Raw genomic sequence first — 23,200 nt, 5'->3', positions numbered from 1 at the left:
TTCCTTTGAGTCGATTCGAAACAAAAACAATAATGTGAAAGACTTTAACAAATTATGCCGGCTTGGTCTTGCTCGCACGCGGAATAAGTGTGACGAAATCAGCATAACAAAAAAGGCTTGTCATTTGTTTGACAAGCCTTTTTTATTGAGATTTAAGTGCGATTATTGAGATCTGCAGAGTGACTTCAAATATGCTCACGTACCTGCACGCTCAAGTGCTCACATGCGCGCTTTAATCAAATTGCCGATCTTTTCTATGCCTTCATTAATTTTCTCTGGCGAGACCGTAACAAAACTCAAACGGAAAGTGTTTGTCTCTGCCTCATTTGCATAGAAAGGTCCGCCTGGCACAAACGCCACATTGTTTGCGATTGCATCCGCTAATAAATCCTTGCTATGAATATGCTTAGGCAAAGTCGCCCAAATAAACATACCACCCAGTGGTCGTGTCCATGTCACACCTTCTGGGAAGTGCTTAGTCATTGCAGCCAACATCACATCACATTGTGCTGAGTAAAAACGACGAATACTTGGAATATGTTCATCCAAGAATCCATCCTTAATCACTTCGTATACCGCCATTTGCGTCAAGGTTGACGTATGCAAATCCGTTGCTTGTTTAGCTTGCTCTAACTTACGAATCAAAGGTACTGGAGCAACCATGTAACCGAGACGGATACCCGGCGTCAAAATCTTCGAGAATGAACCAAGATAAATCACACCATTGGGATTCATGTTTAATAATTTCGGCAAAGGTTCGCCGCTATAACATAAATCACCGTAAGGGTTATCTTCAATCAATGGAATACCCATGCGCGCGCAGGTTTCTACCAATTCTTTACGGCGTTCGACCGACAATGTGCGACCCGTTGGATTTTGGAAATTAGGCAAGGCGTAAAATAATTTCGCGCCCTCACCTTTCGCAGCAACGGATGCGGGTACCACGCCATCGTTATCCATCTCAATCGATACGAATTCAGGACGATACACAGAGAAAGCCTGCAACGCACCGAGGTAACTTGGTGTCTCAACCAAAATCTTACTACCTTCATCGACCAGCACTTTTGCCAACAAATCCAAGCCTTGCTGCGAGCCCGATACCATCATGATTTGATCAGCTGTGATGGTGCAATCAGCCGTCGATAAAGATTTTGCGATGAATTCGCGCAATGGCGCATAGCCATCAGTTGTGCCGTACTGCAAGGCAGTTTTACCATTTTCCGCTAACACTTTGTCAAATGCTGCGCGCATACGATCAACCGGAAAAGTCTCCGGCGAAGGTAAGCCACCTGCAAAAGAAATCACTTCTGGACGCATCGTTACTTTCAAAATTTCACGAATTGCTGAGCTTTGTAACTGCTCAGCACGTTCAGAAAATTTCCACTCAATTGGTTTTAAATTTTGCAGGCTCATACTTAATTCACTTCAGAAAAAATTTCAACACGATCGATTTGCAATACAGCACAAACAAATTTCTCAGACAAACTAATAGATTCAAGCGATCTCAGCGATCATTTCAATTTCAACGCAAGCGCCCAATGGAATTTGCGCCACACCAAAAGCTGAGCGGGCGTGCTTACCTTGTTCACCAAATACTTCACCGATCAACTCAGATGCACCATTCGTCACCAAATGTTGTTCAGTAAAATCAGCAGTTGAATTTACCAGACTCATTAACTTCACAATACGTTTAACGCGGGTCAAATCACCACCGCAAGCGTCTTGCAGGGTCGCCAACAAATCAATCGCAATCGCACGTGCGGCTTCTTTGCCTTCAGCCGTTCCCATATTTTTTCCTAATTGCCCAACCCACACCTTGCCATCTTTTTTTGCAATATGACCAGACAAAAATACTGTGTTTCCAGTTTGCGCATGCATGACATAAGCGGCAGCTGGCGCTGCAACTGCTGGCAATTCAATATTTAACGCTTTTAGTTTTTCATAAACTGACATAAAAATTCCTTAACAAAGTCATTCCGCACAAAAGGCGGCCATTAGAAAATGCTTCTACAGCAACAGCCGACATTGTAAGGGGCAAGCACGGGCAAAACCACAGTGGAATCCAAAAACGATCACAAAACCGTCAAATATTCTTAATCTCGTACTATTTTTTGTACGGCAAATAAAATAAAACCAAGCCATAGCAACAAAATTTCTGCCGTCACGTTTTTCTATAACACCACTAGAAAACCACTCTGTGCACGTAAATTCTTATGCTATCCTAACCGCAAATACCTATACAGTACCAATACAATTGGCGAAATAGATTTCATACTGTCACGGTACTTTTACCAGAACAGATCATTGAAAGCGAATCAACATGCGCTCTAATTCCAATCTAGCCATAGGCTCCATAGTATCCCGCGACTCGGGTGGCTCGCTCGTGGAACAAATTGTGCGGACAGTCGCATGCCGGATTGACGATAAGTTATTACGTACTGGTTCACGTATGCCGTCGATCCGTCAGTTTGCAGATGAACAAAAAGTATCGCGTTTTACCGTGGTGGAAGCCTATGACCGTCTGGTTGCAAATGGCTATCTAGAATCGCGTCGCGGCTCAGGCTTTTTTGTTCGCGAGCGCGCCTCCTTAATAAATAACCATACGCCACATCTTTCAGATATCCATAAGATTCCGACTTCGCAACAACCCGATGTGGTCTGGCTAGTAAGGAATATGCTGCGTCAATTGCCACCACAAAAAATGCCGGGTTCAGGTTTATTACCGCACGAATGGTTGGACGGAGAATTAGTGGCGAATGGACTACGTGCTGTCAGCCGTTTAAATCAAAGCCTGTTGCTGCATTACGGCACGCAACAAGGCTTTCTTCCTTTTCGCCAGCAGCTACAGTTGAAATTAGCCGAACTAGAAATCGCCGCGGCACCAGAGCAAATCGTTACCACCAACGGCGTCACTCAAGCCTTGGATTTAGTTGCAAGAGAATTTACCCAACCGGGCGACACCATTTTTGTGGATGATCCAGCGTGGTTTTTAATGTTCGGCACCTTTGCGACTTTGGGCACCAAGGTTATCGGCATTCCTCGTCTCCACGACGGACCGGATGTCGCCAAACTGGCCGAATTGGCAGCACTGCACAAACCTAAGCTGTATATTATTCACTCGGTACTGCATAACCCGACTTCAACCTCGCTATCCGCAGCGAAAGCATTTCAAGTTCTCAAAACTGCTGAGCAACATGATTTCATGATTGTGGAAGATGATATTTATTGCGACATGCATCCGGGTTCTGCGGTGCAGCCAGCGACCCGACTTTCTGCTTTAGATCAGCTTAATCGTGTGATCTATTTAGGTGGTTTTTCGAAAACCTTAGCCGCGAATTTACGCGTAGGATTTATCGCGACTTCGCGCGACACTGCGATTCGTTTGGCCGATCGCAAAATGCTATCTAGCCTAACCACCAATGAAATCAGCGAACGCGTAGTCCATAAAATTTTATCCGAGGGACATTATCGCAAGCACGTTGATCGCATACGCGGCAAGCTCGACAGCGCCCGCAATGAGGTCACGGCACGTGTAGAAAAGCTAGGCATGAAAGTCGAATACCGCACTCCCGCTGGCATGTTCCTGTGGGTAGATACGGGCAACGATACGATTGCCTTAACCGAAAAAGCTTTAGAAAAAGGTTTTTTGCTAGCACCCGGTAGCCTATTTTCACCGCATCAATTGCCATCGACGAAAATGCGTTTAAATGTCGCTGCTATGTCAGATGTCAGTGTATGGCATTTTTTAGAAAATGAACTAAGTTAAATTCAGCTTATTTAATTTCAACTTAGTTCAAAGTAGTGGTGTGCAGTTGAGCATTTCTATGACGATTTATTGGTGAATGCCACCAAAAATCTATCCATCGCCGCAAACAAAATTTCTACACTATAACCCGCCAAAAATGCCAGTGCAAAAGGCGATAGCGACTTGAATATGCCGCCGTCACTATTTTCGGGAATGACGAACCAAGCGAACACCATGCCACCGAGTGTGCCCAGATAAAGTCGAATACGAAAACCAACATTAGCCGCCTCAGAATAAGTACGAGCTGTGATCTGCGCAGCAAGAGTACGCAACACATACACACAAGTTCCTAACAGGCCATATAACAATGGTAAGAGGTAGCGCTGCAATGCATCCAACAACAAATTAGAAGATTGCAGCAAAATCGAATTAAGATAAATTTTTCGCTCTGGCGGATTATCTATTTCAGTCTGTGGGCTCGGTAAAAACATGGCCCAAATACGACTCCAAACATAGAGTGATTCGTAACTGGAACTCTTTTGAAACCCCAAACTCTCTACTTGAGCTTTAAGACTTAAATTACTAGCATCTTGAACTACATTCCCACTACTTAAAACAGCGTCACCAGTTGCGCTAGGTGCACTCGCTGCTGCTGCAGCTCCCGTCCCAGCAGTAGCATTCAAGGTTTGTAATTTAGCGGCCTCCCATTTGGCCGATGCATCGGTATATTTTTCTGATATTTTTTGTATGTCCGCCGTAATTTTGCTTCCGAACAACCAATAAATTTGTATGGTCAACAAGGCGCATAGCGTACCAATCGCCAGCATGGTATACCACTGCACCGCACTACGCGCCAAGGATATTTTCTTAAACCTCATACCAAAAACGACACGAGTTTCCATTTCATCAGGGTCCAATATAGACTCCAAACTATTAACAGAAACAGGCGCAACCGCTTTTGCTACCGTATTAAATGCAAGCCAGAATGCAGTTTCAGCATCATCAGTCATCACTCCCTGCGCATAAGTACTGCCGCTTGTCACAATCACCTTAATTACAGATTCACTCAGCGGTGTACCGTTTTGAGCTGCATAAGCTAACAAGATTTGCGATTCACGAATCGCCGTTCTCAAGCTCATATTGTTTTTTCTATCGACCGACATTTTTTGCTGCGGATCGTTGACCAGACTCTTGGCATCTTCCACACCAATATTATTTTTCAAGTCATTATTTTCGACATCATGACTTGGGGCACTCAGTCGGTTGGCATCAGCTGATGCCGGATTTGGTGCGTCATCATTCATCTTTTTACCTCTATCAGGAATTTACAAGCTTTAGCCTTATTTTCTGCGGTAGGACAAAGAACAGGATTGCCGGAGACATACACCAGATCAACTCGCCACCAGCCTGGCGTCAATTGCTGCTTACCACTCCACACTCGCCAACGAAACGTACCCTTAGCATCGACTTCGAAGGCCAATTTTTGCAAAGCTTCCTTCTTGCCGACAGACAAGTCAACCGCCAAATCCAAGCTATCTGGGCTTTCGGCAGCGATGGCATCACTTTGGTATTTGTACCATTCGTGCCGTATCGGCATACTGCCTTTGGCACTGCTTTGCAAGCGACTCAACAAGGCCGCTGAGCCTTGCAATTGCATCCACAAGTAAGCTTTGTTGCCGCGAATTGGCTGAGTTAGTTTGCCCTGAAATTGCCGGCTCTGACGGTCAACACCGTCAGTCCAAACAAAACTCTCTACTCTCACATCTCCTATCAGTTCATCGGATGCAACTGGCAAAGCATAGGCAGGGAATCCTAGAAAGGATATTAAGAAAACTAAGGGCACTAAGGCAAAAAAGACTAATGCACATAATTTTTTTAAACTTAATCTGACTTTATACATATCGCGTCACCTAACAAAATGAGTGAGTACAACAATATCAATTGCTTGCTTGGTTAGATTAATTCGCTACAACCTACCTGTAAAAAACCAGTAGCTGCAAGCCGCAGCTGCTATGACATTCAATTACCACCCACACTCAAGGCAATTTAAAATAAGTTACTTGAGAAGAATAAATATCTTGCTTAATTTTTTACTTGAAATATCACAATTCAAGCAAGTATCGAACAAAATTTATTGATAAACAAGAAGAATTTAGTGAGTTGTTGCGTCATTTTGTAAATACAAAAATAAGCGCAAAACAGAAGCTGGGAGAATATATTTTCATCCCCTATGTCCGTCATTAAGTAAGCTTATGCGGTAGCTTATGTATGAGATATCAACTTTGGGAAACGAGCGAGAAAACGCCTGAATAAGTACCAAGAGCTAGACTTAGGCTGGACTGAGACTAGATCGAGCCGCAATAATTCAGGCGAAGACTTGTTGCTGTAGATTGATGGGCGTTAAGGTTTGTGTGCTAGCCTGTTGCGCTTTATGTAGCGCATCTTCAGCGCGACGCAACATACTTTCCAAGGTGTCGCCTTCCAACATGGTAGTCACTCCAACGGTAGCGCTGACTTTTAATTCCTTACCCGACGCCGCAACAGGCATCGCAATAATCGTCGCTTGCGCACGGGCTGCGATCTTAATTGCAATCTCTTCGTTCGCTTCTGGCAATAACACGCTAAATTCTTCGGTGCCATAACGCGCTAGACAATCATAGCTGCGAGTGGCACGGCGCATACGCTTACTCACTTCGACCAAGACCATATCACCCGCACTCGCACCATAGTCCGTATTGATCTGCTTTAAATGATTGAGGTCTAACATCAATAAGGATAGCGGTTTTCCCAGTCGTAAATGCCTTTGTAATTCGCTATCTGTCACGCGCAAGAATTCACGTCGATTGGCAATACCAGTCAATGGATCTGTATTTTCTTTGCGCTGCAACTCCAATTCCGCGCTCAAGATTTTCTTTCTATATAACTGTCTTTGCGTTGCCAATACATGTCCCGAATAGGTACTGGCTAACAAGGCGCTCAATATCGTCAATTGCAATGGCATAGAAGAAAAAGTCTTAGTTAGAGACAAAGTCACACAAGCAAAAAAATAAGCAATCAAGACTTGCCGAAGTTGTGCGCCATATAGAGGCAGTGCGATTGGTATCATTAAACAAATCCAAGCATCAATAAAAAAATGCCCGAAATAATAAACAGGTGCCAGCACATTCGACGCCAATTGCACCAATAGCACAGCTATAGTCCAGAAGTAAAAGAGCTGCCTGCTCTGCAACATGCTTTGTAGTTTACTTGGCCATCTATTTTGACTGCGGCGACCTTGAGCTGACTTCATTAAACGTAAGCAATACCAACTGAGCATCGCCATCGCACCACGCAAACTCAGCATAATCTCAAAATTCTGAGTCCATCCAAACAGTGAAAAATCAATATAGAGCAAAGGCCATGTCGCCCAAATATAAAAGCCTAACACGGCTCGCACCCGCGCTGGATCTTGCTGCTGGCAGTGAGCCCGAAATTCGTCGGTATTGACTTCTGGATAGTGCGCTGACATAAATCACCTATTACGCAGGTTAACTCGGCTTATTTTTAGCTTATTTTTAGCTCATTCAATACTGCCTACACTGAGTCATATTCAACTATTCGAAAATTGCCGCAGAGCATAAATTCAGTGTAGCGCCTCAAGCTAACAAAGCAAATCATTTGCCGCTTAAGGAACAAAAATTTGTCTAAATCCGTACCTGGTATACATCACATTTGGGAGAATTTTTAGCGGGTACACGATCGATAAAAATCTGCATTTTTAGTATTCAAATACAGAATTTAATACCGAATTCAATTCAAAAATCGCCGACATTGCGCGATTATCGACGATAATACGGGATTAGCCATATCAACAAATGGCTTAAAGAATTAAGAGCAAATGGTAAACCTAAAATTAGCACCATGATGTGGCGTCACGATGTCATCACTACCTAATTTTGATCGCTCAATATTTTTATTTCTATTATTTTCTAATTAAGTTAAACATGCAACTCTACGATAACTGGGAACGCTCCCTCCGCCCTTTCTCTCCAATTCACCAGGACTGGGTTGGATTGTATTGTTGTGGCCCTACCGTGTATGACTATGCGCATATCGGTAATTTACGCACTTATTTGTTTGAAGATGTCTTGCGCCGCGCCTTAGAACTCAATGGCTATAACGTACGTCACGTGGTCAATATCACTGACGTTGGCCATTTGGTTTCTGATGGCGATGATGGCGAAGACAAAATGGAAAAAGGTTCGCGCCGCACCGGACAAACCGCATGGCAAATCGCTGAAAAATATACGATCGCTTTTAAAGAAGATATCCAACGTCTCAACATCCTTGAACCTAAAGTGTGGTGCAAGGCGACCGATCACATCGTCGAACAAATCGATTTCATCAGCGTCATCGAAGAAAAAGGTTATACCTATCGCACTTCGGACGGCATTTATTTTGACACCTCCAAACAAGATGATTACGGCTACCTCGCACGCTTGAACCGCGAAGGGCTGGAAGCGGGCAAACGCGTAGAAATCGGCGAAAAGAAAAATGCGACTGACTTCGCGCTGTGGAAATTCAGCCCTGAAGGCAGCACCCGCCAAATGGAATGGGATAGTCCTTGGGGTCGTGGCTTCCCTGGTTGGCACATCGAATGTTCCGCCATGTCGGCCAAATACTTGGAACCATGGTTTGATATCCACTGCGGTGGCGAAGACCATATCGCGATTCATCATAGCAATGAGATCGCTCAGAACCAAGCCTGCCACGGCACGCGTTTAGCCAACTTCTGGATGCACGGTTATTTCTTGCAAATCGATGCGGGAAAAATGTCTAAATCTAGCGGCGACTTTTTACGCTTGCAAACGCTAATCGACGACAACATCGACCCACTGGCCTATCGTTGGTTATGCTTATCTGCGCACTATCGCAGCCAGCTCAACTTCAGCTGGGAATCACTAAAGGCCTCACAAACTGGCCTCAATCGTCTGCGCGAAACTTACTTCAACTTGCCAGCCGGCGGCAGCATCAATCAAGAATATGCCGACCGTTTCAAAGCTGAAGTCGATCAAGATTTGAACTTACCAAAAGCCATCGCGGTGATGTGGGAAATGTTGAAATCAAATGTCAGCGACGCCGACAAGAAAGCCACGATTGATTATTTCGATCAAATGTTAGGTTTAAACTTGAAAGCATGGGAACCGAAGAAAACTGAAATCCCTGCACACATTTTAGAACTGGTCGAACAACGTAAGCTCGCCCGTCAAAACAAAGTGTGGGCGGAGTCAGATCGTTTGCGTGATGCGATCAAGGCTGCGGGGTTTGAGGTTGAGGATACGCCTGCTGGTATGGTGGTAAAGGTGGCGGGATAAGCCTCAAGGTTTCTAGAGTCTCGCTAGCAGTTATCGCGATACTTGATACCGAAAACTTTCAATAATGTCGTCCCTGCGCAGGCAGAGACCCAGTGTCTTTGGTCTTTGAATTCGGTTTGAATTTGTGCGCAACGAGATCGACTTAACATTACTGGATTCCTGCCTTCGCGCACTGCTGTCCGAAATAATTTTGTTGAAATTCCAGTTCTTGTAGTTCGACTCCGCCCCATTCAAGGGGAAGGTTGGGATGGGAATGGGTCCGAGTGTTTTGGCGGTCTGTAGGCCGGGTGTGGCCCGGCGGCCACTCACTTTTCTTGCTTCGCCAAGAAAAGTAAGCAAAAGAAGGCGACGCAGGTGCCGCCGCCCTTCGGGTTCCCAATTGTGTGAGCGAAAAATGGGGGCGACGCAGAAACTCGCTACGCTCAAACATCTGCGCCGCTTGATCCCATTTTGCGCCCACACAATTGGCGTCTGCACATGCGATACAAACGAACACATACAGCCATCTAGGGCGGGCGCAACCCGCGCTGTGATGTCCCAAAACGATTTATCGTTCAAATAAATACTTTTCGTTTGAATACCATTAAGTCATTTTGATCCGACTGGCGGTGCGGGATATGCACCCGCCCTACAAATTTGAAGTACCTTTGGCATAAAACTATCTGTACATATTATCGCTACGCCATCCTAAAAATCCCGCCGCCCCACCAAAACCGCAAAATACCCCAAAACCGGCCCAGCACCAAAACCCAACAAAGGCATAGGCGTCAAACCGATGTAGGCACAGATCATGATGACGATATAGTAGAGCGCGATCGGTATCAATTCAGATGAGCCGCGTTTGATACCGATGTAAAACAAGCCCAGCGGTATCAAGGCAATGCTCGACACCGCAGCAAGCATTGCTACGATACCCGCGCTCATCGCTAGTTGGATTACACCTTCCACGTAAGGAACGGGTTGTAAAGGGTCAGGCTGTTGCCAACACCAACAACACAGCAAGCATAGTACTAAAGTGAATGCGATTTTCTGTGCCTCGCTACCAGGCCGATGCCAAACGATGAAAACACCTGCTAAGGAAAAAGCGGCGAGTTGAGAAAAGTCGGGTTGCAACGCTAATAGCACAGCAAAGGCCAGCATCAGTGCCATATTCGCCATCGCAGAAAAGGGAGTACGCCAGTGCAATCTCGCAAGCAAAAATAAAGCGAGAGGCAAAACGGCTGCTGAGAAATACAAACGTAGCGGGCCCAGTTTTAGCCATCGACTTGGGTTTCCAGTTTCAGAAAAGACGAAGCATGCTACTAAGCCGACTAACATTGGCACCTGCATTACAACGGCATTGCGAATTTGTTGCGCTGTTGAGGAGCTCGTTTCAGTCTTATGTTGACGCCTCGCCTTATCCATCCATAGCACGGTAGCGATGCCTATCAATGCCACAACGATCTGCTGCACTTGTAGTGACTGCGCAGCGCCCGCTAAACGCATCAAGAGCACACTGCCCAATAGGCTCGGAATTGCTAATAGTATCAACATCGAGTTGGACCGCATCAACGCTCTCCTCTGATTCAAAACAATTGAAATGATTCTCTATTTGCCGGCAGCACGCACATATCGCATCGCAGGTGTACTTATCCAACGCTCTAAAGCCGCGCCTAAATACAAACATGCCAGCACTACTGGTACATAGACAGCAAAAGTCCAGCGCATGTTCTCACCAAAGTAAGCGCGATACGCCGTGCAGACAGACAAGACCACGAACATATGGCTCAAGTAGATCTCATAGCTTAGACGCCCCATGTTCGCCAACCATTGCCAGCCCCAACGCGGTTGCAGCACAATTCGCTGGGCGGCGAACACCAATAGACATGCCGACAAACACAATATCAACATGCTGTACCCATGTATCACTTTCCATACTTCGCTACCAAAGAAATAAATCGCTACCAAGCCTATCCCGCCCAAGATGGCAATCGAGCGGGCAAATGCTTCGCTGGTTTTCCAGACTTGTGCGAGCAAAGCTGTCAGCACGCCGAAGGCGATTGCTGACATGCCAGGAAGATAGGCTTTCTCTTGCCAGATTTCATTACCAACAATGGCATCACGTGTCCATGGCAAAGAAAATGCCAACACCAACAATACCAACACTAAGTATTTTCGTGGGAGAGCCAAACACAGCAAAGGAAACGCGAGGTAAAACACTTCTTCAATCGACAATGACCACAAGACATCCCACGCCGCGGGTAACCACGTTGTTTGTCCCTCATACCAATTCAAATGCAAACCGAGCGCAGACAATAAAGCACGGCTTAAAGTTTGACCTTTCTCATGCACGACATAGCCATCAACACCCATCAAATGCAATACGCTAAGCAAAGTCAACAATAAGGCCAGTAGCGGGAAAATGCGACTAAAGCGTTGACGATAAAATTCACGCCAATCAATCGCGTTGAGTTCACCATACGTCTGCAGGCAGCGTTGCGTAATCAAAAAGCCTGATAAAACAAAAAACAAAAATACAGATTCATAGCCGTTAAAGCTAATGCCATTGATGATGCGCTTACTCAGGAAATCGCCTACCCAACTTGGTTGTAGAGGTAAGCGAAATGTCATTGCGAGGTGATGAACAACAACGAATAAAATGGAGAACCCACGCAATAGGTCGATACCAAAATTACGTTGCATGGAAGGGCTTGAGAAGTTGCTGCTGGGGTTCAGAGTATAAAGAACAGGCATGCGAATGAATATTTAAATGCAAAATCGCATCCTACACAAATCACCTTTACAAACCAAGCACTAAAGTGAGTTCTAAATAAGCGATAGACGCGCCGCTATTCAGCGATGCTACTTCGCCTCTGGCGTAGCAGGAGCGCCAGTGCCTGACTTATCATAAAGCGGCTTACTCTTATCGACAATGTGGACAGTGAACAATTTCAAAGAACTGTCACCAACAACTTTAAAACCACCATGCTGCACCATACGCAAATTCATTAAACTTGCTCCCGTAGGCAGCATTTGTGGATCTTTGCCTGGCATTTGAATTTGCGCGCCCTGCACGACATACAATGCTTCGATCCCGTGATGTAGGTGCAAATCAATGCCTTCGCCTGGTTTGTATTCAGCGACTGAAGAGATGACTTCCATGCCTGTAGGAATGCCGTTCGGGCCTTGTAGTTCCACTCTTTGTTTTTCTTGACGCTGCGGTGAATCACTCAAAACTTGTGCCAGTAATGTGCCCGCACTACCAAGCGCAATGAGGGCGCCGGCGACGAGGTACTGCTTAAGTGTAAAAGCTTGCATAGCGTTCTCCTACCATTTTCTCGGACCACGTTTAAAAACTCGAGCCATCTTCTTTCAGAAACTCAATTTCTTCTGCTGTCGATTCACGCCCCAAAATAGCATTGCGGTGTGGGTAGCGACCAAATCGATCGATGATCGCTTTGTGCTTTAACTCAAACTCATAATTGGCTTGCGGTGCATTTTCATGAAACAGCTTCTCGGCATAGGCGTGAATAACGCGAGATTCGCTATGCATGAAAGGCATATACAAAAAGTTTTTTTCGATAGGCGTCAAACCTTGATCTGCCTGAACTCGAATCGCTTCTTGCGCCAAGACAAGCGCCATCGCATCTTGCGCAAATGCCTTTGGCGTATGGCGATACACATTGCGTGAGAACTGATCTAAGACGATGATCTCCGCTAATCGGCCATGATCATCGGTACGCCATTGATAGAGTTCACCAGCAGCCGCCTGCAACATCAGGCCATGAAAGCGACTTTGAATGAGTTGATCGAATTCCGGATCAACACGCCACCATTGTTTGCTATCTATTTCTTCGAACCAAAAGTGGATAATTTCTTGAAACATCGTCGGCCTCTCAATAATGAACTGGTAGATTCTAGGTCTAAGGTTTTCCGCATCAAAGCATCGCTAGAAATTATGTCGCAGCTTGGTCCACGGTGGAAATCAAACGCTCAGGTGCCAGCACGCCGAATTCTTGCAGTTGAGCAGAACCTAATAAATATCGGGAATCCTTATCAGGCTCAATTTTATATACCCGTACCCGCCCCATTTGTTGAGGGTATACGACTTGCTCTTTATCGAGAGAGATACGCTGCCCTTGCAGGAAACGCTTAGCGAGATCTGCATTCAACAAGACTTCCGGAAAACTTGACAACAAAGCGTCAACCGGAGCCAATAGATCAAGACGTTGCGCTTCTTCCATAGCGATCAACTGATCGAGCGTAACGGTGTTTTCTAAAACCAAATGCCCTACATGGGTACGACGCAAGGCGTTTAAATGTGCTCCACAACCCAAGGCCGTGCCGATGTCTTCGCCGAGTACACGAATATAGGTGCCTTTACTGCAACGCACATTTAAGGTCAAAAATGGCGCTTCATATTTGACGAATTCGAGCATGTGAATTGTTACGGGGCGCGCTTCGCGTTCTAAGGTGATGCCTTCGCGCGCATATTCGTACAAAGCCTTTCCGTCGCGTTTTAAAGCTGAATACATGGGCGGCACTTGCATGATATCGCCACGAAACTGGGCCAGCACTTGTTGAATCTGCTCTTCGCTGACATTCACGTCCCTCTGCTCGATGACTTCGCCTTCGGTATCGCCCGTATTGGTACGCTGCCCGAGGTGCACCACGGTTTGATACGTCTTATCGGCATCAAGTAAGTCGGCAGAAAACTTTGTCGCCTCGCCAAAACACAAAGGCAATAAACCGGTCGCGAACGGATCAAGGGTGCCTGTATGCCCTGCTTTAATCGCATTCAATAAGCGTTTTGCTTTAATTAAAGCATCATTGCTTGACCAACCGACAGGTTTATCCAATAGCAGTACGCCGTTGATCGGAAGACGTGTTTTTTTCTTGATGACTTGATTCATTCGTTATTCTTCAAACTCAAAACAAATATCGGAGCACAAAAGCAAAAGACGCAGAGTATTTGGCTATGCTCTCTGCGTCTTTCAATTTCCCAACCAAACAAAGAAATTAATCTTCGCTCTTTTCTTTATTGTCGCGATGATCAGCTTCTTCGACGTCACTATCTTTAGCACGCGTCGCATTGGCTTCATCGATCAACTTCGACATCGCCATGCCGCGCATGGTCGAGGTGTCGTGAACAAAGTGTAGTTGCGGCAAAGTGTGAATACGCAATTTCAAACCAAGTTGATTACGCAAAAAACCAGCGGCTTTGTTCAGACCTTCTTGTGTTAATTTGATTGCTGCTGAATCGTCTGCCAGAGTTGTGAAATACACTTTTGCATGAGCGTAATCAGGTGTCAGCTGCACTTCTGTGAGTGTAATCATGCCAACACGCGGATCTTTGAGTTCGGCCCAAATGATTTCAGACAGATCGCGTTGAATTTGATCCGCAACGCGCAAGCCGCGAGCTGGGATGGATTTACTATTTTTAGCCATATGAAAAACAAAACCTTCTACTTACATCATCGCCCCGTTTGATCGAGGCTTTAAGTTCGGCAGCAGAAAACGAATATTTTCGCCACCTTCAAAATGAAAGAGGAAGCTCGCGCTTCCTCTTTTTTACCTCATTACAGAGTACGAGCAATTTCTTGGATTTCGAAGACTTCGAGGAAATCTCCAACCTGAATGTCGTTGTAAGCTTTGAGTGAGAGACCGCACTCCATACCTGCACGAACTTCTTTTGCATCGTCTTTGTAACGCTTGAGCGAATCGAGTTCGCCTGTCCATGTCACAACATTGTTGCGTAACAAGCGGACGGAAGACGTACGTTTGACCATACCCTCGGTGACCAAGCAACCCGCGATAGAACCAACTTTGGAGACCGTAAATACCTGACGAATCTCGACCATACCGATCACTGTTTCGCGTTTTTCTGGTGCCAACATGCCGGACAAAGCTGCCTTCACTTCATCTACTGCATCGTAAATGATGTTGTAGTAGCGAATATCCACGCCATTGGTTTCAGCCAACTTACGTGCGGATGCATCTGCACGTGTGTTAAAGCCAATGATGACCGCTTTCGATGCCACCGCCAAGTTGACGTCGGATTCTGAGATACCACCGACCGCCGCATGAACCACTTGAACGCGAACTTCGTTGTTGGACAATTTGACCAAAGATTGAACCAAAGCTTCTTGCGAACCTTGCACGTCCGTTTTGACGATGATAGGCAAGTTTTTGAGTTCGCCTTCGCCCATGTTTTCGAACATGTTCTCGAGCTTCGCTGCTTGCTGCTTCGCCAGTTTAACGTCACGGAATTTACCTTGACGGAACAAAGCGATTTCACGTGCTTTGCGTTCGTCAACCATGACCATTACTTCTTCACCCGCGGCTGGCACTTCTGTCAAACCTTGAATCTCGACTGGAATCGATGGGCCGGCTTCATTAATGTTCTTACCATTCTCATCCAACATCGCACGAACACGACCAAAGGAGGAACCCGCCAATACCACATCACCACGCTTCAAAGTACCAGATTGAACCAAGATGGTCGCCACAGTGCCACGACCTTTATCCAAACGGGCTTCAACCACTAAGCCTTTAGCTGGCGCATCAATCGGTGCTTTCAATTCCAACACTTCAGCTTGCAACAAGACGTGTTCCAACAAGGAATCAATACCTTGACCAGTTTTTGCGGATACTGGAACGAATGGGGAATCACCACCATATTCCTCTGGTACCACACTTTCCGCGACTAACTCTTGGGTCACGCGGTCTGGGTTAGCAGCAGGTTTATCAATCTTATTGATCGCAACAACTAGCGGCACACCAGCTGCTTTTGCATGAGCAATCGCTTCTTTAGTTTGTGGCATCACGCCGTCGTCAGCTGCGACTACCAGAATAACAATGTCAGTTGCCTTCGCACCACGCGCACGCATTGCTGTAAACGCTTCGTGACCTGGTGTATCGAGGAAGGTAATCATGCCGCGTGGAGTTTCAACGTGGTAAGCACCGATGTGCTGAGTAATGCCACCCGCTTCACCGGAAGCCACTTTTGCACGGCGAATATAATCGAGCAAGGATGTTTTACCGTGATCAACGTGGCCCATCACTGTGACGACTGGTGCACGTGGAGATGCTTCATAATCAGCATGTTCTGCCACATCGGTCAACATTGCTTCCGGATCATCGATCTTCGCTGCAAATGCTTTATGACCCATTTCCTCAACCAGAATCATTGCTGTTTCTTGATCAAGAACCTGATTAATCGTGCACATTTGACCGAGTTTCATCAAATGCTTAATCACTTCAGACGCTTTTACAGACATCTTATGTGCTAATTCAGCCACCGTTAAAGTTTCTGGCACATACACGTCTTTGATGACAGCTTCAACTGGTACTTGGAAATTAGTTTCGCGCTCTTCGTGATGATTATTGCGACGACCTTTAGGACCGCTCTTCCAACCTTCACGACCAACAGGCGCCGCGCCACGTGTTTTCAAGCCTCCACTGCGCTTCTTAGCAGCATCTTCTTGCCAAGTCGAAGAAACATTCGCCGACTTGATCGCTTTCTTATCAGTCGGTGCCGCTGTTGCTGGCTTTGCCTCTTTCTTGTCAGCCGCTTTTTTCTCACTAGGCTTTTTGTCAGCTGGCTTATGCAAAGTCCCTTCCGCAACCTTGCTTGGTGCAGCAACTGGCGCTTCAACTTGCTTTGGCTTACGAGCGGCCAACATCATTTCTTTGATCTGCGCAACTTCGTCAGCCACCTTCTTACGTGCACTTTCCGCACTTGCTGCGCGTGCAGCGGCTTCCTTCGCCGCTTCTTTAGCTTCAGCTGCGGCTTTTTTCTTCGCTTCGTCGGCGGCTATGCGTTTTGCCTCCTCATCGGCGGCGGAAACTTCTGCTGCTGCCGTCTTGTTCGCTTTCGCACGCTTTTCTTCAGCTTGCTTTGCCTTTTCCGCGTCTGCCTTCGCCTTCGCAGCTGCTTCTGCTTCACGAGCCGCCTTCGCTTCTGCTTCTTTTTCAGCTTCAAGTTTAGCCAGCTGCGCTTGCTTTTCTTGCAATTCTGCTTCACGGCGTGCTGCTAATTCTGCTTCAGCTCGTGCCTCAGCCTCGCGACGAGCAACTTCGATAGGATCAATAGCTGGAGTAACTGGCTTCACATTCTCTTCAGGAGAATTTTCATCACGTTTTACGAAAGTACGTTTTTTACGCACTTCCACTTGTACAGTGCGCGTTTTACCGGTCGCGTCTGCTTGCTTAATCTCGGTAGTTTCCTTACGAGTCAAGGTTATTTTTTTCTTTTCGGCATCAGGAGCCACGCCGTGAGAACGACGTAAATGTTCCAACAACTTGTCTTTATCTTCTTTAGACAAGATATCGGACGCAGACGCTTTTGTAACGCCTGCGGCATTCAATTGCGTGAGCAGTAAATCCGCTGACATCTTCAGCTCGGTGGCAAATTGAGCTACATTATTACTCGCCATTCAGTCCTCTTTCCTTGTTTTGTGCTGTGATTTAACGCTTAAATAAAAGTTAAATCCACGCTTCAATTATGTTGTTCACTCGTGATTATTTTGCTTCAACGAGTTTCCATGCTTTTTCCAATAAGGCTTTAGCATGTTCATCATATTTAGCGTCGATGAGTTTCATCTCATCATCAGTCACATCTTCAAATGCATTATCAATTAATTGGCGCGCACGGTCGGTAGACAGTGCCAAAATAGCGCCAAATTCATCGTAAGCTAAGCCACCGAAAGCAGCGAGGGTCTTAATACCAGCCAAGCCCAATTTACCTGCTGTTGCACGGCTCATACCTTCCAGATTAATCAATGCGTCTTCGACACCTTCCACACCTTCTTCAGAAGCAATCGCTTCCGTTACAAGTGCATCACGTGCGCGATTACGCAATTCATTCACTGTATCTTCGTCTAAGGCGTCGATTTCTAGCATTTCGCTAATTGGAACATAAGCGATTTCTTCTAAGCTAGAGAAGCCTTCGTCTACCAAGATGTCTGCGACTTCTTGATCCACGTCGAGTTTTTCCATGAACAGAGCACGGATACCCGCAGATTCTTGCTCTGCTTTATCCGCAGATTGCTCTGCTGTCATGATATTAATTTGCCAGCCAGTTAATTCTGCTGCCAAGCGCACGTTTTGACCACTACGGCCAATCGCGATCGCCAAGTTCTCATCATCAACGACCACGTCCATTGCGTGTTTTTCTTCATCTACCATGATGGAAGAAACATTCGCAGGTGCTAATGCACCGATTACGAATTGGGCTGGATCATCAGACCACAAAACGATGTCAACACGTTCGCCACCAAGTTCACCAGTAACCGCTTGTACGCGTGAGCCACGCATACCAACGCAAGTACCGATAGGATCAATACGTTTGTCATCTGTGTGCACGGCAATCTTAGCGCGCACGCCTGGATCACGTGCTGCCGATTTAATAACCAAAGAACCTTGCTCGATTTCAGGCACTTCCAATTCAAACAATTTCATGATGAATTCTGGTGCAGTCCGAGACAAGATCACTTGTGGGCCACGTGCATTGCGATCAATACGCAAGATGTAAGCTCGAACGCGATCACCAACACGCAAGTTTTCTTTCGGAATCATTTGATCGCGTGGTAAACGTGCCTCGATACGACCAGATTCCACCACCGCTTCGCCGCGTTCCATACGTTTGATGGTACCCATCACAAGGGAATCACCACGCTCCAAGAACTCAGCCAAAATTTGTTCGCGCTCTGCATCGCGGATACGTTGCAAAACGATTTGCTTGGTGTCCTGTGCAAAACGACGACCCAGTTCAACTGACTCGACTGGTTCTTCGATGTATTCATCGACTTCGATATCTGCGTATTGCTCAACCGCTTCGAAGTGCAAAATTTCTTGATCAGGCAATTGCAAGCCTGCTTCGTCAGCCACTACGTGCCAACGGCGGAAGGTGCGATATTCACCGGTATCACGGTCAATCTCTACACGAATATCAACTTCACCTTCATAACGCTTTTTGGTAGCCGTTGCCAAAGCATGTTCTAATGCGCCAAAAACGATGTCTTCATCGACGTTTTTTTCACGCGCCAGCACATCAACCAATAATAAAACTTCGCGACTCATGCTTTGCGACTCCTAAAATCCACTTGCGGCACTAAACGTGCCTTGTCTAAATCAGCGAGCGTAAACTCCAGCATCGCTGCGCCATCTTTCGTTTCAAATTCAAGCTTCAGAGTTTCCCCTTCTGGCTCGTGTAATATACCTTCGAAGCTCTTACGATTCGCCATGCCTGGCATAGGTAAGCGCAATTTCACATTGGCTTTCTCGCCAGCAAAACGAACAAAATCAGCAAACTTCTTCAAAGGACGATCTAAGCCCGGAGAAGAAATTTCCAAGCGTTCATAATTTACTTCTTCTACAGTCAATACGTGGGACAATTGATGACTGACTTTCGCACAATCTTCAACCGTAATATGACCTTTTTCCTCAACATCTTCTGGCAAAAGATCAATATACACTCGCAACAAACCACGCTCTGCTCGCTCAAAATCGACCAGATCATAGCCTGTCCCATTGACAGTCTTTTCAATTAATTCCAACAATTGCAAGACAATTCTCCGATAAACACAGATTTCGATCTTGTAGCAAATCAATTTAAGTTTAATTGTCTTAAATCCACGCTCAAAAACGATTCGCCAAAAAAAAATGGGCACCAGCCCATCTCTTTAGCGCCTTGAATGTCTTTTTAAACCATCTAAAAATTAATTCAAGGAAAAACCTGCTAACTACAAGATTATAAACGATTAATTACTCAATCGCAATGAGAAGTCGGCGAAAAACTCTAGCAACATAACATCTTCTACCGACCTACAGGCATGATTTATCAACTACCACGGCGACGGCGAGCAGCAATCGCCTGACCTATTGCGGGACCACTGCCACGAACGGTCGGCCCGCGACGATTCTGATCACGCGTAGGGAAGCCTAAAGCTGTTTGCAAAGGATCTGGCTGACGACTACGTGACTTAGCATTTTTATTACCCGACTTAGCACCTTGCCCAGCGCCATTCGCTTGCGCACCAGCATAACCAACACGCGCCGGACGAGCATTTTGCGTACTTGCAAAGCCCCCACGCACCGTAGGCTCGTAACTTCTTTGCACTGGTGCATCAAATGGATTCACATTGCGCGGCACCTTACCACCCGGCACCCAATTACCATTTGGCTTACCCACAGGTTTTTCGGACCTTTCACCAGCAGTTTTCTCCAAACCACTGACTTTAAGCAGACTACGCACCGCATCTTCGCCCAACTCGTCCCAACGACCGCGCTTCAAACTAGAAGGCAAAGTCATCACACCATAACGAGTACGAATCAAACGCGACACCGTCAAACCGACTGCCTCAAACATACGACGAACTTCACGATTACGGCCTTCACCAATGATAACGCGATACCACTTATTCACACCTTCACCGCCACCATCTGAGATTTTGGAAAATTGCGCCATACCGTCCTCCAGCTCGACGCCAGCCAACAATTTTTGACGCATACCCTCTTCCAAATCCCCCAAAGTACGCACGGCATACTCACGTTCAATACCATAACGCGGATGCATCAAACGATTCGCCAGATCGCCAGAAGTTGTGAATAACAACAAACCTTCAGTATTGTAATCAAGACGACCAACCGCTAACCATTTACCGACCTTCATTTGAGGCAAGCTATCAAATACCGAGGCGCGACCTTCAGGATCGCTGGTACTGACGATTTCACCTGCTGGCTTGTGGTAAATCAAGACGCGAGGTGGCTTTTTAGTGACTTTACGCTGTATCAATTTACCATTAATACGAACTTGATCTTGCGGCAAAATGCGTTGTCCAATGTGCGCTGGCTCACCATTGACCGAAACACGCCCCGCAATAATTAACTCTTCCATATCACGGCGCGAACCCAAACCAGCCTCCGCCAAGACTTTATGCAGTTTTGGCGCATCATCATCGGCTGTTAAATCACGACGTGGCTTTTTATTTTTATCGTTACGTGCATATTTACCATCGTCTGCCGCATCATAGGCATCCGACGTAACAAACGAAAACACATCATCTGCATTAGCTGCTGTACCACGATGCTTTTTCTGCCCCTGACGATTTTGATTGCTTGAATTACGTTGATCGCCGTGGCGATTTTGTGTGCCTTGAGCGTTTTTTGCTTGTTGACGATTATGCTGCTGACCATCACGCGATTTTGCATTTCGCGAATTATTTCTATCACCGTGCGAACGACGTGGGCGCTCAGCACTATCTTCCACACCTACTTGACTCTCTGATCGATTGATAGATTCCAACTGAGGCGCAGCTTGCTGCTCCGCACTAATCTCGCGCGACTCAATTTGACGTGGCGCACGTGGTTGACGCAGTGGACGCGCTTGACGTGACGCCTTAACAATAGACTCTGACTGTTCAGCGACAACTGGCACTTGAGTGACTACTTCTGTTACAACTTCCAGCTTTAATCTCGGCTTACGCGGAACACGTGGCGCCTTAGCAACTGGCACATCCTCAGTCGCAATATTTGCAGTCGTAGCAGAGACATCATCGGTCTTCGCTACTTTGGGACGCGCAACCCGTTTTGCACGAGGGCGCGGTGCATCTGTTTCAGCACCAGGATTTTGCTGATTGGAAGTATCGTCTGAATTATTTGTGTTCATTATCTGATTCTGGTTTGAAAGGTGTTAGAGCTTCAGCATCTGTAGTTGCCTCGACTGCTTCATCTATATTCGTATCAGCCATCATTGCAACATCATCCAAGATCACATCACTGGCTGCTTCATTTTCGAGAGCATCTGCTGCGGGGACTACCTCTACAACATCACTCAGTACTTCTTGCGCACTCATGTCGTCAACTATGTCACCAACAATTTCGACACCCAGTTGCGCACTTACTTCAATTTCATTTTCAACTATTTCAACTACATCATTTTCAGGCACGATAGCTGCCGCGTTTTCTTCAGAAGCATCAACTTTCAAGTCAACACCATCACTAATCGCTGAGGAAGGCAGATCACTCGCCGTATCTACATTCACAGCCGATGCATCAGCAACCTCAACCAAGGCCTCAATTCCATCAAACATATTCAATTCGGGCGAATCATCTTTTGAGGGAAGCTCATCATTCGCTTCTTCTTGGCCAATCTGCTGCAAAGGTGGCAATTGATCAAGCGACGCCAAACCAAGATCACTTAAAAATTGCTTCGTGGTCGCAAACAAGGCGGGCCGCCCCGGCACTTCACGATGACCTATCGTTTCTATCCAGCCACGATCTTCTAGTGTCTTAACCATCTGAGAAGCCACCGCAACACCGCGTATTTCCTCAATATCACCGCGTGTCACAGGCTGGCGATAAGCAATAATAGCTAGAGTTTCCAAAGTCGCACGTGAATACTTGGGCGGCTTTTCAGGATTCAAACGATCTATGAACGCGCGCATTTCCGGGCGACTTTGAAAGCGCCATCCCGTCGATAAAGAAACCAACATAATTCCTTTATCCGACCAATCTTGGCGCACATCTTCCAGCATTAATTTAATCGTATCGGCACCGACCAGATCTTCCTGATCACTACTGTCGACAAACAATTTTTTCATTGTATTAATGGTCAGCGGCTCATGTGCGCATAACAATGCGGTTTCGAGTACACGCTTGGCATCTGCAGTATTCATGCAAACTCTTTAGCTAACAGGTTGTGTTGATCTTAAGAAGTATTCAGTGAAGCACTCGGGACAATCTTTATCCCAACCAGTCTCGTCTTGTAGGACATTGCGCAGCACGAATCTTCGATGTGCGCCTGGTGGATCAGTCTGCAGCCAACTTGCATACGGATCGCTAATTCGCGAATCACTAACGAGTCAGTTAAAACAGTCGATCAATTTAGTAGATGCGAGATTGTAGTCTAGAAACACACTCTAAACGCAAACCAATCAAAAAAATTCGTCAGCCTAACGAAAAAGCCACGATGAAACGTGGCTTTATTCTTGTAATTCTGGTTGCGGGGGCACGCACCCTTAATAAGAGACATACACTCCGCCTCTGGGGATAAATCCCGCCACATAAGCCTCACAGTAGGCCACACCTGAATATTCAAATGTAGCGATCTATTGCAAGG

18 protein-coding genes are annotated in these 23,200 nt (G+C 46.2%); 2 read left to right on the top strand and 16 right to left on the bottom strand.

The genetic code is table 11. The features are described from left to right. Positions 1-219 precede the first annotated feature (219 nt). Both ACFFJH_RS07405 and ACFFJH_RS07400 read right to left on the bottom strand, forming a co-directional pair. Positions 220-1,413 carry an aminotransferase-like domain-containing protein gene (locus ACFFJH_RS07405; RefSeq protein WP_390211362.1) on the bottom strand — a complete coding sequence of 398 codons (1,194 nt, stop codon included), beginning with the start codon at positions 1,411-1,413 and terminating at the stop codon, positions 220-222. A gap of 81 nt (positions 1,414-1,494) precedes the next feature. Then, positions 1,495-1,953, bottom strand: coding sequence for a RidA family protein (locus tag ACFFJH_RS07400; RefSeq protein ID WP_390211361.1), 459 nt, complete (start codon positions 1,951-1,953; stop codon positions 1,495-1,497). Between the two features lie 367 nt (positions 1,954-2,320). Between ACFFJH_RS07400 and ACFFJH_RS07395 the strand changes: the two genes are divergently transcribed. Further along, complete coding sequence (locus tag ACFFJH_RS07395) at positions 2,321-3,766, top strand: aminotransferase-like domain-containing protein (RefSeq protein ID WP_390211360.1); 1,446 nt, start codon at positions 2,321-2,323, stop codon at positions 3,764-3,766. A gap of 56 nt (positions 3,767-3,822) precedes the next feature. Here ACFFJH_RS07395 and ACFFJH_RS07390 read toward each other — a convergent pair whose 3' ends face one another. The 3 genes from ACFFJH_RS07390 to ACFFJH_RS07380 all read right to left on the bottom strand — a co-directional run bounded on the left by ACFFJH_RS07390 (position 3,823) and on the right by ACFFJH_RS07380 (position 7,253). Then, the gene (locus ACFFJH_RS07390; RefSeq protein WP_390211359.1) at positions 3,823-5,049 is read right to left on the bottom strand and encodes a hypothetical protein; all 1,227 of its coding nucleotides are present in this window, start codon (positions 5,047-5,049) and stop codon (positions 3,823-3,825) included. Next, a complete protein-coding gene (locus tag ACFFJH_RS07385) occupies positions 5,046-5,645 on the bottom strand; it encodes a hypothetical protein (RefSeq protein WP_390211358.1) in 600 nt (199 codons plus the stop codon). Before ACFFJH_RS07385 ends, ACFFJH_RS07390 begins: the two co-directional genes overlap by 4 nt. A gap of 465 nt (positions 5,646-6,110) precedes the next feature. Next, the gene (locus ACFFJH_RS07380) at positions 6,111-7,253 is read right to left on the bottom strand and encodes a GGDEF domain-containing protein (protein WP_390211356.1); all 1,143 of its coding nucleotides are present in this window, start codon (positions 7,251-7,253) and stop codon (positions 6,111-6,113) included. A 475-nt stretch (positions 7,254-7,728) separates the two neighbouring features. On the opposite strand from ACFFJH_RS07380, the gene cysS reads away from it, so the two are divergent. Then, a complete protein-coding gene (gene cysS / locus ACFFJH_RS07375; RefSeq protein WP_390211354.1) occupies positions 7,729-9,099 on the top strand; it encodes a cysteine--tRNA ligase in 1,371 nt (456 codons plus the stop codon). A 687-nt stretch (positions 9,100-9,786) separates the two neighbouring features. Here the strand turns inward: cysS and ACFFJH_RS07370 are convergent. The 11 genes from ACFFJH_RS07370 to scpB all read right to left on the bottom strand — a co-directional run bounded on the left by ACFFJH_RS07370 (position 9,787) and on the right by scpB (position 22,757). Continuing rightward, positions 9,787-10,647 carry a hypothetical protein gene (locus tag ACFFJH_RS07370; RefSeq protein WP_390211353.1) on the bottom strand — a complete coding sequence of 287 codons (861 nt, stop codon included), beginning with the start codon at positions 10,645-10,647 and terminating at the stop codon, positions 9,787-9,789. 39 nt (positions 10,648-10,686) lie between these two features. Continuing rightward, the gene (locus tag ACFFJH_RS07365) at positions 10,687-11,781 is read right to left on the bottom strand and encodes an acyltransferase family protein (protein ID WP_390211352.1); all 1,095 of its coding nucleotides are present in this window, start codon (positions 11,779-11,781) and stop codon (positions 10,687-10,689) included. Positions 11,782-11,940: 159 nt separating this feature from the next. Continuing rightward, positions 11,941-12,396 carry a cupin domain-containing protein gene (locus ACFFJH_RS07360; protein WP_390211351.1) on the bottom strand — a complete coding sequence of 152 codons (456 nt, stop codon included), beginning with the start codon at positions 12,394-12,396 and terminating at the stop codon, positions 11,941-11,943. Positions 12,397-12,427: 31 nt separating this feature from the next. Beyond that, positions 12,428-12,964 (bottom strand): DUF924 family protein, encoded by a 537-nt coding sequence (locus ACFFJH_RS07355; protein ID WP_390211350.1) that lies wholly within the window; start codon positions 12,962-12,964, stop codon positions 12,428-12,430. 70 nt (positions 12,965-13,034) lie between these two features. Next, positions 13,035-13,991 (bottom strand): tRNA pseudouridine(55) synthase TruB, encoded by a 957-nt coding sequence (gene truB / locus ACFFJH_RS07350; protein ID WP_390211348.1) that lies wholly within the window; start codon positions 13,989-13,991, stop codon positions 13,035-13,037. A 106-nt stretch (positions 13,992-14,097) separates the two neighbouring features. Beyond that, positions 14,098-14,526 carry a 30S ribosome-binding factor RbfA gene (gene rbfA / locus ACFFJH_RS07345; protein WP_390211347.1) on the bottom strand — a complete coding sequence of 143 codons (429 nt, stop codon included), beginning with the start codon at positions 14,524-14,526 and terminating at the stop codon, positions 14,098-14,100. A 131-nt stretch (positions 14,527-14,657) separates the two neighbouring features. Next, positions 14,658-17,516 carry a translation initiation factor IF-2 gene (gene infB, locus ACFFJH_RS07340; RefSeq protein WP_390211346.1) on the bottom strand — a complete coding sequence of 953 codons (2,859 nt, stop codon included), beginning with the start codon at positions 17,514-17,516 and terminating at the stop codon, positions 14,658-14,660. Between the two features lie 85 nt (positions 17,517-17,601). Continuing rightward, positions 17,602-19,161, bottom strand: coding sequence for a transcription termination factor NusA (gene nusA / locus ACFFJH_RS07335; RefSeq protein WP_390211344.1), 1,560 nt, complete (start codon positions 19,159-19,161; stop codon positions 17,602-17,604). After that, entirely contained in the window at positions 19,158-19,646 is a 489-nt protein-coding gene (gene rimP / locus ACFFJH_RS07330) for a ribosome maturation factor RimP (protein WP_390211343.1), read from the bottom strand. The genes nusA and rimP overlap by 4 nt, the downstream gene beginning before the upstream one ends. A 275-nt stretch (positions 19,647-19,921) precedes the next feature. Beyond that, the gene (locus tag ACFFJH_RS07325; protein WP_390211341.1) at positions 19,922-21,748 is read right to left on the bottom strand and encodes a pseudouridine synthase; all 1,827 of its coding nucleotides are present in this window, start codon (positions 21,746-21,748) and stop codon (positions 19,922-19,924) included. Further along, a complete protein-coding gene (scpB, locus tag ACFFJH_RS07320; RefSeq protein ID WP_390211338.1) occupies positions 21,735-22,757 on the bottom strand; it encodes an SMC-Scp complex subunit ScpB in 1,023 nt (340 codons plus the stop codon). The genes ACFFJH_RS07325 and scpB overlap by 14 nt, the downstream gene beginning before the upstream one ends. Positions 22,758-23,200 lie beyond the last annotated feature (443 nt).

Source organism: Affinundibacterium danionis, assembly GCF_042432465.1.
GTDB classification, from domain to species: Bacteria; Pseudomonadota; Gammaproteobacteria; order Burkholderiales; family Burkholderiaceae_D; genus Undibacterium; species Undibacterium danionis.
This window is presented reverse-complemented; position numbering and strand designations above follow the sequence as displayed.

Coding starts and splice junctions, on each gene's coding strand:
- ACFFJH_RS07405 (WP_390211362.1), bottom strand. CDS start 1,413: ATGAGCCTGCAAAATTTAAAACCAATTGAGTGGAAATTTTCTGAACGT.
- ACFFJH_RS07400 (WP_390211361.1), bottom strand. CDS start 1,953: ATGTCAGTTTATGAAAAACTAAAAGCGTTAAATATTGAATTGCCAGCA.
- ACFFJH_RS07395 (WP_390211360.1), top strand. CDS start 2,321: ATGCGCTCTAATTCCAATCTAGCCATAGGCTCCATAGTATCCCGCGAC.
- ACFFJH_RS07390 (WP_390211359.1), bottom strand. CDS start 5,049: ATGAATGATGACGCACCAAATCCGGCATCAGCTGATGCCAACCGACTG.
- ACFFJH_RS07385 (WP_390211358.1), bottom strand. CDS start 5,645: ATGTATAAAGTCAGATTAAGTTTAAAAAAATTATGTGCATTAGTCTTT.
- ACFFJH_RS07380 (WP_390211356.1), bottom strand. CDS start 7,253: ATGTCAGCGCACTATCCAGAAGTCAATACCGACGAATTTCGGGCTCAC.
- cysS (WP_390211354.1), top strand. CDS start 7,729: ATGCAACTCTACGATAACTGGGAACGCTCCCTCCGCCCTTTCTCTCCA.
- ACFFJH_RS07370 (WP_390211353.1), bottom strand. CDS start 10,647: ATGCGGTCCAACTCGATGTTGATACTATTAGCAATTCCGAGCCTATTG.
- ACFFJH_RS07365 (WP_390211352.1), bottom strand. CDS start 11,781: ATGCAACGTAATTTTGGTATCGACCTATTGCGTGGGTTCTCCATTTTA.
- ACFFJH_RS07360 (WP_390211351.1), bottom strand. CDS start 12,396: ATGCAAGCTTTTACACTTAAGCAGTACCTCGTCGCCGGCGCCCTCATT.
- ACFFJH_RS07355 (WP_390211350.1), bottom strand. CDS start 12,964: ATGTTTCAAGAAATTATCCACTTTTGGTTCGAAGAAATAGATAGCAAA.
- truB (WP_390211348.1), bottom strand. CDS start 13,991: ATGAATCAAGTCATCAAGAAAAAAACACGTCTTCCGATCAACGGCGTA.
- rbfA (WP_390211347.1), bottom strand. CDS start 14,526: ATGGCTAAAAATAGTAAATCCATCCCAGCTCGCGGCTTGCGCGTTGCG.
- infB (WP_390211346.1), bottom strand. CDS start 17,516: ATGGCGAGTAATAATGTAGCTCAATTTGCCACCGAGCTGAAGATGTCA.
- nusA (WP_390211344.1), bottom strand. CDS start 19,161: ATGAGTCGCGAAGTTTTATTATTGGTTGATGTGCTGGCGCGTGAAAAA.
- ACFFJH_RS07325 (WP_390211341.1), bottom strand. CDS start 21,748: ATGAACACAAATAATTCAGACGATACTTCCAATCAGCAAAATCCTGGT.
- scpB (WP_390211338.1), bottom strand. CDS start 22,757: ATGAATACTGCAGATGCCAAGCGTGTACTCGAAACCGCATTGTTATGC.